Annotated in this window: 11 protein-coding genes; 9 read left to right on the forward strand and 2 right to left on the reverse strand. The window is 58.7% G+C overall.

From position 1 onward, the window contains the following. Positions 1 to 79 precede the first annotated feature (79 nt). The 8 genes from AC2FFP_RS05775 to AC2FFP_RS05810 all read left to right on the forward strand — a co-directional run bounded on the left by AC2FFP_RS05775 (position 80) and on the right by AC2FFP_RS05810 (position 7,415). Positions 80 to 1,930 carry an ABC-F family ATP-binding cassette domain-containing protein gene (locus AC2FFP_RS05775; protein ID WP_496766615.1) on the forward strand — a complete coding sequence of 617 codons (1,851 nt, stop codon included), beginning with the start codon at positions 80 to 82 and terminating at the stop codon, positions 1,928 to 1,930. Further along, positions 1,927 to 2,319, forward strand: coding sequence for an ACT domain-containing protein (locus tag AC2FFP_RS05780; RefSeq protein WP_496766617.1), 393 nt, complete (start codon positions 1,927 to 1,929; stop codon positions 2,317 to 2,319). Before AC2FFP_RS05775 ends, AC2FFP_RS05780 begins: the two co-directional genes overlap by 4 nt. Continuing rightward, on the forward strand, positions 2,316 to 2,939 hold the full coding sequence (locus AC2FFP_RS05785) for a MarC family protein (RefSeq protein WP_058273801.1): 624 nt from the start codon (positions 2,316 to 2,318) through the stop codon (positions 2,937 to 2,939). The genes AC2FFP_RS05780 and AC2FFP_RS05785 overlap by 4 nt, the downstream gene beginning before the upstream one ends. A 39-nt stretch (positions 2,940 to 2,978) precedes the next feature. Next, entirely contained in the window at positions 2,979 to 3,560 is a 582-nt protein-coding gene (locus AC2FFP_RS05790) for a retropepsin-like aspartic protease family protein (RefSeq protein ID WP_058273802.1), read from the forward strand. A 60-nt stretch (positions 3,561 to 3,620) separates the two neighbouring features. Further along, positions 3,621 to 4,241 (forward strand): ImuA family protein, encoded by a 621-nt coding sequence (locus AC2FFP_RS05795; protein WP_496720082.1) that lies wholly within the window; start codon positions 3,621 to 3,623, stop codon positions 4,239 to 4,241. 62 nt (positions 4,242 to 4,303) lie between these two features. Further along, complete coding sequence (locus AC2FFP_RS05800; protein WP_496722415.1) at positions 4,304 to 5,518, forward strand: MFS transporter; 1,215 nt, start codon at positions 4,304 to 4,306, stop codon at positions 5,516 to 5,518. Continuing rightward, a complete protein-coding gene (locus AC2FFP_RS05805) occupies positions 5,515 to 6,111 on the forward strand; it encodes a YceI family protein (protein WP_496766622.1) in 597 nt (198 codons plus the stop codon). Before AC2FFP_RS05800 ends, AC2FFP_RS05805 begins: the two co-directional genes overlap by 4 nt. 80 nt (positions 6,112 to 6,191) lie before the next feature. Beyond that, a complete protein-coding gene (locus tag AC2FFP_RS05810; protein ID WP_496766625.1) occupies positions 6,192 to 7,415 on the forward strand; it encodes an MFS transporter in 1,224 nt (407 codons plus the stop codon). Positions 7,416 to 7,447: 32 nt separating this feature from the next. Here the strand turns inward: AC2FFP_RS05810 and AC2FFP_RS05815 are convergent, their stop codons facing one another. Both AC2FFP_RS05815 and AC2FFP_RS05820 read right to left on the reverse strand, forming a co-directional pair. Next, positions 7,448 to 9,118, reverse strand: coding sequence for a flotillin family protein (locus AC2FFP_RS05815; RefSeq protein ID WP_496766627.1), 1,671 nt, complete (start codon positions 9,116 to 9,118; stop codon positions 7,448 to 7,450). 34 nt (positions 9,119 to 9,152) lie between these two features. Next, the gene (locus tag AC2FFP_RS05820) at positions 9,153 to 9,908 is read right to left on the reverse strand and encodes an OB-fold-containig protein (RefSeq protein ID WP_496766629.1); all 756 of its coding nucleotides are present in this window, start codon (positions 9,906 to 9,908) and stop codon (positions 9,153 to 9,155) included. Positions 9,909 to 10,124: 216 nt separating this feature from the next. On the opposite strand from AC2FFP_RS05820, the gene metG reads away from it, so the two are divergent. Then, the gene (gene metG, locus AC2FFP_RS05825; protein WP_496776532.1) at positions 10,125 to 11,870 is read left to right on the forward strand and encodes a methionine--tRNA ligase; all 1,746 of its coding nucleotides are present in this window, start codon (positions 10,125 to 10,127) and stop codon (positions 11,868 to 11,870) included. The last annotated feature ends 133 nt before the right edge of the window (positions 11,871 to 12,003 follow it).

The following is a 12,003-nucleotide window of genomic DNA, read 5'->3' on the forward strand; positions in this document are numbered from 1 at the left end:
ATCAGCGCTAACACATTGCCTGGATATTGAACATATCAAGCTGCTGGCGGCGGCAACAAGGCTCTGCTAAGAGCGCGTCATGCTACGGATTCAAGACATAACCTACGCGGTTGAAGGCCGCCCCCTATTCGATGGGGCCAATGCGACTATTCCCGACGGGCACAAGGTTGGTCTTGTGGGACGGAACGGTACGGGGAAGACAACCCTGTTCCGACTGATCCGGGGCGAATTGGCGCTGGAGTCAGGCAATATCAATGTCCCGAAGCGCGCCCGGATTGGCGGAGTGGCGCAAGAGGTGCCCTCCTCGGATGTGTCGCTGATCAACACGGTTCTGGCCGCCGATACCGAGCGCAGCGCGCTGATGGACGAGGCCGACACCGCGACCGATCCCACACGTATCGCTGAAATCCAGACCCGTCTGGTAGATATCGACGCCTGGTCTGCCGAGGCGCGCGCGGCCTCGATCCTCAAAGGTCTTGGGTTTGATGATGACGACCAGTTGCGCCCCTGCTCCGACTTCTCGGGCGGCTGGCGGATGCGCGTGGCGTTGGCGGCGGTACTGTTTTCACAGCCCGATCTGCTGCTGCTGGACGAGCCTACGAACTATCTGGACCTCGAAGGTGCGTTGTGGCTGGAGAGCTATTTGGCCAAATATCCGCATACCGTCATTATCATCAGCCACGACCGCGGGCTGCTGAACCGCGCGGTGGGGTCGATCCTGCATTTGGAAGACCGCAAGCTGACCTATTACGCGGTTCCTTATGACAAATTCGCCGAACGCCGCGCGGAACGACTGGCACAGGCGGAATCCGAGAACGTGAAAGCCAAGGCCCGGATCGCCCATCTGCAAAGCTTCGTGGACCGCTTTCGCGCCAAAGCTTCGAAAGCCGTGCAGGCCCAGTCGCGCCTGAAGATGATTGAGCGCATTCAACTGGTCGCGACCCCGCAAGAGGCCGCTTTGCGTGCCTTTAGTTTTCCGGAACCCGAAGAGCTGTCTCCGCCGATTGTCAATCTGGAGGGCGGCGTGACGGGCTATGGCGAAACCGAGGTGCTGCGCCGCCTGAACCTGCGTATTGATCAGGATGACCGGATCGCATTGCTGGGCAAGAACGGTCAGGGCAAGTCGACTCTGTCCAAGCTTCTGTCCGACCGCCTGCCCCTGATGGCGGGCAAGATGACCCGCAGCAACAAGCTGCGGATTGGTTATTTTGCGCAGCATCAGGTGGATGAGCTTTACGTGGATGAAACGCCGCTGGACCATCTGCGACGCCTCCGCCCGAACGAGGCTCCGGGCAAGTGGCGGTCGCGTCTGGCGGGATTCGGGTTGAACGCGGATCAGGCTGAAACCAAGGTTGGTCGTCTATCGGGCGGCCAAAAGGCACGCCTGTCGCTGCTGATCGCCACCATCGACGCGCCGCATATGTTGATCCTGGACGAGCCGACCAACCACCTGGATATCGAAAGCCGTGAAGCGCTGGTCGAAGCGTTGACCGCCTATTCCGGTGCGGTGGTTCTGGTCAGCCACGATATGCACCTATTGTCGTTGGTCGCGGACCATCTGTGGCTGGTCTCGGACGGAACGGTCAAACCTTTCGAGGGAGATCTCGAGACCTATCGCACCATGCTGCTGGGACGCGACAAACCGGCCAAAGAGAAACCGCCGGTGATCAAGCCCAAGCGCCCTTCGCGCGAGGCAGTGCTGAACCTGCGGGCGGACCTTCGCAAATGCGAGGACCGGATCGAGAAGCTAACGGATATGCACGATAAATTGTCGACCAAACTGGCAGATCCTGCGCTTTACGAGGACGACAGGAAAAACGATCTTGCAACGTGGAACCGGAAATTTGCCGAAGTAGTCGAAGCCATGCAAAAGGCCGAGGCGCTTTGGGTCGTCGCAGCCGAACGCCTGGAAAAGGCCGAAGCGACATGACGAAACCCGTAATCGAAACGACTGCCATGATCGCAGGCATGCGCCCTGAACTTCAGGACGGGGAATTTGCCTTTGTCGTTTGGCCGCATGACAAAGCCTGGCCCGAAGGAACGCGGGCCAGTTGCATGGAGGCCGAAGGCCTGTCCCTCGTCGTGCCGATCGACGCGGCACCCGCTGGCGCCATCAGTATGAAGTGCATCACCCTGCGGGTTCATTCCTCACTGGAAGGCGTTGGCTTGACTGCCGCTGTGTCCGATGCTCTTGCCCAAAGTGACATTCCGGCAAACATGGTCGCGGGGTATCACCACGACCACGTCTATGTTCCAAGCAATCTGGCGGAAAAAGCTGTGGCCGTTCTGTTAGACCTCCAACAAGGTGCCGGCAAATGATCGACCTCGCCTTTTTCATCACTGCCTTCACCACTCTGTTCGTGGTGATTGACCCCTTTGGCACCGCGCCGATTTTTGTGGCTTTAACTCAGGACATGGACGCCCGCGCCCGTCGCCGGACCGCCTATCGCACCTGTGCCGTGGCCTCTGGCATACTCATTGCCTTTGCCGCCTTTGGCGAAGCGGTGCTGGGTTTTGTCGGTATCTCGATGGAGGCCTTCAAGGTCGCCGGGGGCGCGTTGTTGTTCCTTACAGCATTGGACATGCTGTTCGAACGACGCACCAAACGCCGTGAAGACCGAGTCGAGGAAGAAGAGGAACACCACGACCCGTCCGTGTTCCCGCTGGCCATTCCGCTGGTCGCCGGTCCCGGATCAATTGCGACGATTATCCTGCTGGCCGGACAGCACCCGGGTATTCTTGGCATTGTCGAGGCCTGTATCGTCATGCTGGCCGTCATGGCCGTGGTTTTGACCTTCTTCCTGTCCGGCGGCCTGATTGCGCGCTTGCTGGGCAAAACCGGCCTGAACGTATTGACGCGGCTGTTGGGGATGCTGCTGGCGGCGTTGTCGGTTCAATTCATCCTGGACGGCCTCAAGGCCTTTGGATTTGCGTCGTAAAACCCCATATATCTTTCAGTGAATATGGTGAGGAGCGCTATGGACGGCGACAACATTGGACGTTTGGTATATCTGGCCGTGCTTGGTACGGCCGTTGTGGCGTGGTTTGTCGCGCAAAACCGCCAGTCTTTGAACAAAACGCTGCAACAGGCTTTGGCGTGGGTCTTTATCTTTATCGGTGTCATTGCCGTTGTCGGCCTGTGGGAAGACATCCGCACCACTGTTGGCCCTGCCCCGCAAATGACTGTCACCGGCCAGACCATAGAGGTTCCGCGCGCCTCCGACGGACACTATTATCTGCCCATTGATGTGAACGGAGAACCGATCACCTTTCTGGTGGACACTGGCGCAAGCCAGATTGTTCTAAGCTCGCGGGATGCCGAACGTGTTGGGATTGATCCCGATCAGTTGAATTATTTCGGCCGGGCAAATACGGCCAATGGCGTTGTGCGTACCGCGCCGGTGCGCCTGGACACGCTGGCATTGGGGCCGATCACGGACCAGAATATCTCGGCCTGGGTAAACGAAGGGGAATTGGACAAATCCTTGCTGGGTATGGATTACCTGCATCGGTTCTCGAATATCCAGTTCGCCAATGGCCGCCTGCTTTTGTCGCGTTAAGACGTCCGTTGTCGCAATTCCACAATTGAGAACAAAACAAGAACATGCTAACCTGACAGCATGTCTACACATCTTCTTGGCCGCAAACCCGCACGTGAGGTGCCGGGGATAGATCTTCATCCGCAGATCAGACTGCAACTGGCCCGCGTGCACGAGGCTTGCGGCCCCGCCCGGCGCAGCTTTGCCATGTGGCTGGCGGGGCAGATGCAGGGGCCGGTGCTGTGGATCGCGCCCGCATGGGAGCCCGGCCAGCTTAATCCCGATGGCATGATGGCCTTTGCCGACCCCGCCCGGTTCATCTTTGTGCGCCCGACCCGGTCCGAAGACCTGCTGTGGTGCGTAGAAGAGGCGCTGCGCAGCGCGGCCATGCCTCTGGTTGTCGGTGATCTGCCGGGCGCGCCGGGGCTGACGCCAGTGCGGCGCATGCATCTGGCCGCAGAACAGGGTGGTGCGATGGGGCGGGCTCCGCTTGGGATGCTGCTGACCCCTGGTGACGGTGGTGCACAGGGGGTAGAGACGCGCTGGCACATGGCCGCAAACCATCAGGCAGAGGCCCGGCGCTGGACCCTAACCCGCCGCCGCGCCCGCGCCCTGCCCCCGGTCAGCTGGCATGCCACGCAGACCAAACCGCGAGCCGGTTTGCACCTGCAACAGATCGCCACAGAAGACACACCCGTGTGATCACGCCCCCCTCACGGGGTTTGTGACTGGCCAAAGCAAGGGCCGAGCCCTAGCGTTTCAGGATGAGCCACGCGATCCACGATAGCCGATACTCCTGGCTGCGACTTGCGATCACTTTGATCATCGCAACCGTGGCCAATGTGGGAATGTGGGCCGTCATCGTTGTGATGCCCGCCATCGAAACCCAATTCAACGCCGGACGTGCCGAGGCCGCGATGCCTTACACATTGGCCATGATCGGATTCGCCCTTGGCAATTTTTGGATGGGGCAGTTGGTGGATCGGCTGGGCGTGACCAAGGCCCTGATCGGGGCCGCAATCCTCAGCGCCACCAGCTATCTGCTGGCGACACTGGCGCCCAATATTGTGATGTTGTCCGTCGCACATCTTCTATTGGGCCTCGGGGCATCCATCGGCTTTGGACCATTGATCGCTGACATCTCGCACTGGTTCATGAAACGCCGCGGGATCGCCGTGGGTCTGGTGGCAAGCGGAAACTATCTGTCCGGGGCCATCTGGCCGACCTTGCTGTCCGGCATACTCACACGCGATGGCTGGCAACAGGTCTACCTGACGCTGGCTGTCATAACGTTGCTGGTCGTTATCCCCCTGTCCCTACTGTTGCGTCGACAGGTCCCGGCCGAGGCGCACAGCACCGCAGCATCTGCCGCACAAATCAAGGCGCGCAGCGTTGGTATTTCCCCCCGGGCACTTCAATACATCCTCGGTCTGGCCGGTATTTCGTGCTGTGTCGCGATGTCGATGCCTCAGGTGCATATCGTGTCCTATTGCGTCGGGCTGGGTTACGGACCCACAGTCGGCGCCGAGATGTTGTCCCTGATGCTGTTCGGAGGTGTGATCAGCCGAGTAATATCAGGCATGGCCGCCGATCAACTTGGCGGCGTTCTGACGGTTCTGATCGGCTCGGTTCTTCAATGCCTCGCACTGTTCCTGTTCTTGCCTTATGACGGGATGGTCTCACTCTACCTGATCAGCCTGCTTTTTGGCCTGTCACAAGGCGGCATCGTTCCCGGCTATGCCCTTATCGTGCGCGAATATATGCCCCCGCGAGAGGCCGGCGCGCGCGTGGGGTTTGTCATGATGATGACGATCATGGGCATGGCGCTGGGGGGATGGATGTCCGGCTGGATTTATGACGTTACCGGCAATTACCAACTGGCTTTCGTAAACGGCATTCTATGGAACGGCCTGAACATCGGAATTCTGCTGTTTCTGCTCAGCCGCTCGCGCGCCCACAGACAAGAGGTTTTGGCATGAGATCATTGACGCGGCGCTTTCTGATTGCGGGTCTGGCGAGCCTTCCGTTGGCACGGCCAACTCATGCTGCGTTGGTCCAATATGAATTGTCTCGAGCCGGAACGTCCGTCGGATTTTCCTTCATGCTTTCGGGGGTTGCGCAGTCAGGCACGATGCCGATCCAATCAGCAGATATTCGGGTCGACACGGATCAGTTACAAAACAGCCGTGTCACCGTCGTGCTGAATGTAGCCGCGGCGCGCACCGGCTTGCCCTTTGCCCGCGGCCCGATGCTAAGCAAAAGCGTTCTGAACGCGCAGGAATTTCCGACCATAACGTTCAAATCCACCCGAATTCAGCTTGGCCCAACAGGCCGCATTTCCGAAGGCGCAACTATCACCGGAGACCTGACTGTGCGCGGAGTCACACGCCCGGTGACCCTGCAAGCCAATCTGTACCGTCAACCCGGATCCGAGGCTGATGATCTGAACGCATTGTCAATTCGACTGTCGGGCGCGTTGAACCGTCACGAATTCGGCGCCTCTGGTTATCCCGATCTGGTCGCCGATACCGTGTCTTTGAACATCCGGGCCGAGTTGACCCGCAAGGCCTGACACCCAAAGGACAAAAAACGACGCGCAGAGGTCGAATTATCACGCGCAACGCTCGCTGATGGGGTAATGCTGGGCGCACTATGCGCACGATCATTTCTTTTGCCGCCCTGTTTCTTTCTGTCATTCTTCTGCAGCTCTCGACGGGCGGCGTTGGTCCTTTGGATGCGATATCCGGCATCACGCTTGGGTTCACGACCGGACAAATCGGTATGTTGGGTTCGGCCCATTTTGTCGGCTTCTTCATTGGCTGCTGGTGGTCCCCCCGCCTAATGGGCAGTGTCGGACATTCGCGCGCTTTTGCGGTCTGCACGGCCTTGGGTGCGATGGGTCTTATTGGGCATACGTTGACCGAAAACCCGTACATCTGGGCAGCCCTTCGAGTCGCATCCGGAACCTGTGTCGCCGGGGCCTATACGGTGATCGAAGCATGGCTGAACGCCAAGGTCACAAACGAAACGCGCGGCCGCGCCATGGGGACTTATCGCATCGCGGATATGGGCGCGTCTCTGTGCGCACAGTTGATCATCGCGGTTCTGCCGCCTGCGTCTTATGTGTCGTACAACTTGCTGGCTATTTTGTGCTGCGCGTCCCTGTTGCCGCTGACGTTGACACGGGCCAGCCAGCCGAAAACACCCGACGCCCCTCGGCTAAAGCCCAAACTGGCCTGGCGCAGCTCGCCCTTGGCTGTTGCAGGAGTGATCGTTGCGGCGCTCAGCTCTGCGTCGTTTCGGATGGTTGGTCCGGTCTACGGTCAGGAAGTTGGGCTGGACGTGGACCAGATCGCATTCTTCCTGGCGTCATTCGTATTGGGTGGCGCACTGGCGCAGTACCCGGTTGGCTGGCTGGCCGACAAATATGACAGACGCTGGGTGCTGATCTGGCTGTCCGTTGCTGCGGTCGTCAGCAGCGGTGTCACAATGGCGGCCAGCGGAACAGGAACGGTAGGCGTCATGCTGGCTGCCGTATTCTTTGGCCTGACAACCTTCCCGATCTTCTCGGTCTCTTCCGCTCATGCGAATGACTTTGCAACGGCAGAAGAACGGGTCGAGCTTTCCGCGGCACTCATGTTCTGGTTCGCTTTGGGTGCGATAGCCTCGCCCTATATCTCATCGACACTGATTCAGCAGTTCGGACCCGGAGCGCTATTTGCATTTGTGGCCATCGGCCATGTTTTCCTGATCATCTTTGGCCTGGCCCGAATGCGCTCACGCCCGACGCCCGAAGAGCGGACAAACTATGTCTACGCGCCACGCACATCTTTCACGATTGGTCGTCTGCTGAAACGGTCGCGTGAAAGGAAATAAAAAAGGGCCGGGAAAACCCCGGCCCCTTTCGATTAGTGTTCAGTCCGCGATCCTTCTTCGATCACGCCGCCCTCTTCGGCAGGTTCGACCGTTGATTCAAGCGCACCGTTGACGACACCGCCGACACCGTTTTCCATCGACAAGCCAAGCTCTTCACCCAGCTTCTTGAGCGCCGGCATCTGCACCGCCATTCCCATGATCGAGTCCAGCGCCTGATTGACGACCGGCTTGTCACCGTTCGATGCGCCGCCGCCATTGGCGCCACCGATACCGCCGACCTGATGGATCTTGATCGAGTCGATCTTCTCAGCCGGTTTGACCATCTCCGCAATAATCGACGGCATGGTTTCAATGCGTGCCAGATCAACCTTCATGCGGATCTGATCCACTGACAGCACGTTGTCTGCCTCGACGATCGCACGCTTACCTTCGGCTTCGGCCAGCATGTCGTTCTTCTTGGCCTCGGCACGGATGTTCAGTGCATCTGCTTCGGCCTGGGCCTCTTCACGGCGGGCTTCGGCGCGGTCAGCAGCGGCTTCTTTGTCAGCTTGCGCAGCCAGTCGGATCGCCGTCGCCTGACGTTCAGCTTCACGCGTGGCTTCAATCAGAGCGATCTGCTTGATACGCTCGGCCTCGGCAACCTTTTGCGCGGTAGCCACGGCTTCGGTCGCCTTGGTCGCCTCAGCGCGGGCCAGATCGGCTGATGCACGCGCGCGGCTTTCCTCTTCGGATTTCTGCGCGATGATGATCTGACGCTCTTGTTCAGCCACTTCCAGTTCACGCTCTTTCGAGATCTCGGCCTCGCGGATTTTACGCTCACGCTCGATGTCTGCGGCGCGAATGGCTTCTTCACGGGCGATCCGTGCCCGTTCCGTTTCGCGTACCGAGTCTTCGGTCCGGGCTGCAACCTCGGCCTCTTGCGCCACACGCAGCGTTTCGATCTGTTGCGTCTGCTCGATGCGCGCCTGCTCTTCGTCCTTTTCGATCAACAGCTTCTGACGCTGAGCTTCCATCGCTGCCCGACGTACCTCGACCTCGGCATCGGCATCAATCTGCGCGCGCTCTTTCTTTGAGGTCGCAATCACCTCGGCCAATTTGCGCATACCCACAGCGTTAAAGGCGTTGTTTTCGTCCAGAGCCTCAAACGGCGTCTGGTCCAACGCGGTCAACGAGACAGATTCCAAAGACAAACCGTTCTTCAGCAGGTCTTCGGACACCGCATTCTGCACTTCTTGCACAAAGTCAGCGCGGTTTTCGTGCAGACCGTCCATCGTCATCTGGGCCGCAACAGCGCGCAGACCGTCGATCAATTTGCCTTCGATCATTTCCCGCAGCTGTTCGACGTCGAATGTACGGTCGCCCAGTGTTTGGGCTGCGCGTGCGATGCCCTCTTCTGTCGCCATGACCGAGACGTAGAACTCGACGCCCACGTCGACACGCATCCGGTCTTTGGTGATCAGAGCGGCCTCGCCGCTGCGCTGAACCTCAAGGCGTAGGGTTTTCATGTTGACTGGGCTGACTTCGTGCAGCAACGGCACGACGATAACGCCACCATCCATGATGACTTTCTTACCGCCAGCACCGGTTTTCACCAGGCTGATCTCTCGGGTCGCGCGTTTATAGAGACGGCCAAGCACAAGGCCGATAAACAAAACTACTGCCAGAATGGTCACAACTATGACGGCTAGGAATTCAAGTTCCATGCAAAATCCTCCGTGATGGGGTTAGAAATTTTGGTTATTCAGACATGCCGACCAGAACGAACCGGTCGCGCCGTCGGTCGCGCAGCACCAGCACATCGGTGCCTTGCTTCAGCGCGTCTTTGTCCTGCAGCGGCTCAGCGCGCAGGTAGTGGGCGTTGCCAAAGCGGTCCATGACACGCACCTCAGCCGGGCGTCCGCGCGAAGCGGTGCCTTGGGTGATTACGCCCCGGCGGCGAGCAAGCATCCGTTCGGACATTGCCTCGGTCTCGGTTTTGGGCAGCAAGCGGGCAAAGACCCCGCCAAAGCCACGTGCAAACCAAAGACCAAAGGCACCGGCAGGGATCGCGGCCATCCAGGCAGGCAGGTCGAAGCCAAGCAGATCGCGCAGCGCCAACTGCAGGCCCATACCGGACAGGCCAAAACCCGCCAGCAGAACAACCAGCCAGATCATGAACGGCACTTTGCCGATCCCAAGCCACGCCAAGGGTCCCGAAGGGGCCGCGCCAGGCGCGTCCGCTTCGACCTCGGCCAGCTCAAAGTCACCTAGGTCGACATCGGCATCGATATCCAGATCGAAATCACCAACATCGAGATCCGGGGCGTCAACAACGTCCAGATCAACCTCGCCCTCGCCCGCCATAAGGCTTCCACCCAGGACTAATGCGATCAGTTCCAGCACAAGCAGGCCGAACAGAAGCGCAAGCGCCAAAGTGAAGGGCGCAAATGCACCCTCGAGCAGAAAGTCGAACATCAGTTGTTTGCCCTCGTTATTGTATACTGTGGTATACATGATAGATGGAAACTCATTGTGAAAATTCAAGAGTTTGTGATTCCAATTTACAACTCTGGGGTATTGCATGCGATGAAGGCGACGCAATCCAAGGCTGCAACTCAGTCCGATTTTTCCGGCGACCCGTGCCTAAAATGACGTCCGAACCAAAGCCGGGGTTTTGCTGGCCGGTAACATAATGTAGACGGGCGCGCAGACAGTACGCGGAAACGGAACATGGCTCGAATTCTCATCACCTCAGCGATCCCTTACATCAACGGGATCAAGCACCTCGGTAACCTGATCGGCTCGCAATTGCCGGCTGATCTGTACGCGCGCTACCTGCGTGGCCGGGGGAACGAGGTCATGTTCCTGTGCGCCACCGACGAACACGGCACACCCGCCGAGCTGGCCGCAGCGAAAGCGGGCAAGCCAGTGGCTGAATACTGCGCGGACATGTACGAAGTTCAGGCCGATATCGCCAAGCGTTTTGGCATGAGCTTCGATCATTTTGGCCGCTCGTCCAGCGAGCAGAACAAGACGCTGACCCAGCATTTTGCCGGGAAGCTGGACGATGCTGGGCTGATCCGCGAAGTCGGCGAAAAACAGGTCTATTCCAACGCCGATGGCCGCTTTCTTCCTGACCGCTATATCGAAGGCACCTGCCCCAATTGCGGATATGAGCGCGCGCGGGGCGACCAGTGTGAAAACTGTACCAAACAGTTGGACCCGACCGATCTGATCGAGCCGCGCTCGGCCATTTCCGGTTCAACTGATCTGGAGGTGCGCGAGACCAAACACCTGTACCTGCGTCAATCAGCGATGAAAGATCAGCTGGATGCATGGATCGACAGCAAAAGCGACTGGCCAATCCTGACAACCTCGATTGCCAAGAAATGGCTGCATGACGGCGACGGTCTTCAGGATCGCGGCATCACCCGCGATCTGGACTGGGGTGTACCGGTCAAGAAGGGCGATCAGGACTGGCCCGGCATGGAGGGCAAAGTCTTCTACGTCTGGTTCGACGCGCCGATCGAATACATCGCCTGCGCGAAGGAATGGGCGAATGCCAACGGCAGGACCGAGGCCGACTGGGAGCGCTGGTGGCGCACCGACAAAGGGGCGGATGATGTCCGTTATGTCCAGTTCATGGGCAAGGACAATGTGCCTTTCCACACCCTTTCCTTCCCGGCGACAATTTTGGGCACCAATACGTACAACGAAGAATCTGGGTCATCTGAACGTTGGAAGCTTGTCGACTACATCAAGTCGTTCAATTACCTGAACTACGATGGTGGTCAGTTCTCGACCAGCCAAGGCCGTGGTGTGTTCATGGATCAGGCGCTGGAAATCCTGCCAGCCGATTATTGGCGCTGGTGGCTGCTGAGCCATGCACCAGAAAGCAGCGACAGCGAATTCACATGGGAGAACTTCCAACAGTCGGTGAACAAGGACCTGGCGGATGTTCTGGGTAACTTTGTCAGCCGCATTACAAAGTTCTGCCGCTCTAAGTTTGGTGAGGCAGTTCCTGAAGGTGGCGCTTTTGGCGATCGCGAACACGCGTTGATTGATGAACTGACCAAACGCGTCCACGCCTATGAAACGCATATGGAGGCGATGGAGGTTCGCAAATCCGCGCAGGAACTGCGTGCGATCTGGGTTGCGGGCAACGAATACCTGCAAGCTGCTGCCCCGTGGTCGACCTTCAAGGAAGACCCTGAACAGGCCGCCGCTCAGGTACGTCTGGGCCTGAACCTGATCCGCCTCTACGCCGTACTCAGCGCACCGTTCATCCCTGAAGCCTCGGCCAAGATGCTGAGCGCAATGAACACATTGGACACCAGTTGGCCTGACGATGTCGCAGCCGCGCTGGACGCCCTGCCCGCCGGTCACGAATTCACGGTACCAGACGTTCTGTTCGCCAAGATCACCGACGAACAGCGCGAAGAATGGCAATCCAGGTTCGCTGGACAGCGCGACTGATGTTTTGGATCACAACACCATTGTTACGGAGGCCATTTGGCCTCCGTTTTCATTTGAAATGGGGCAAAAACCGGGATTAGGCGCCAAAACTCCATAGGATCTTGGCGTAAGTCCGCCTGAAACCGGAATAATT

The organism is Ruegeria sp. YTSC004 (assembly GCF_059609805.1).

Excerpts from the sequence above, each read along its gene's own strand:
- AC2FFP_RS05775 (WP_496766615.1), top strand. The coding sequence starts at position 80 with ATGCTACGGATTCAAGACATAACCTACGCGGTTGAAGGCCGCCCCCTA.
- AC2FFP_RS05780 (WP_496766617.1), top strand. The coding sequence starts at position 1,927 with ATGACGAAACCCGTAATCGAAACGACTGCCATGATCGCAGGCATGCGC.
- AC2FFP_RS05785 (WP_058273801.1), top strand. The coding sequence starts at position 2,316 with ATGATCGACCTCGCCTTTTTCATCACTGCCTTCACCACTCTGTTCGTG.
- AC2FFP_RS05790 (WP_058273802.1), top strand. The coding sequence starts at position 2,979 with ATGGACGGCGACAACATTGGACGTTTGGTATATCTGGCCGTGCTTGGT.
- AC2FFP_RS05795 (WP_496720082.1), top strand. The coding sequence starts at position 3,621 with ATGTCTACACATCTTCTTGGCCGCAAACCCGCACGTGAGGTGCCGGGG.
- AC2FFP_RS05800 (WP_496722415.1), top strand. The coding sequence starts at position 4,304 with ATGAGCCACGCGATCCACGATAGCCGATACTCCTGGCTGCGACTTGCG.
- AC2FFP_RS05805 (WP_496766622.1), top strand. The coding sequence starts at position 5,515 with ATGAGATCATTGACGCGGCGCTTTCTGATTGCGGGTCTGGCGAGCCTT.
- AC2FFP_RS05810 (WP_496766625.1), top strand. The coding sequence starts at position 6,192 with ATGCGCACGATCATTTCTTTTGCCGCCCTGTTTCTTTCTGTCATTCTT.
- AC2FFP_RS05815 (WP_496766627.1), bottom strand. The coding sequence starts at position 9,118 with ATGGAACTTGAATTCCTAGCCGTCATAGTTGTGACCATTCTGGCAGTA.
- AC2FFP_RS05820 (WP_496766629.1), bottom strand. The coding sequence starts at position 9,908 with ATGTATACCACAGTATACAATAACGAGGGCAAACAACTGATGTTCGAC.
- metG (WP_496776532.1), top strand. The coding sequence starts at position 10,125 with ATGGCTCGAATTCTCATCACCTCAGCGATCCCTTACATCAACGGGATC.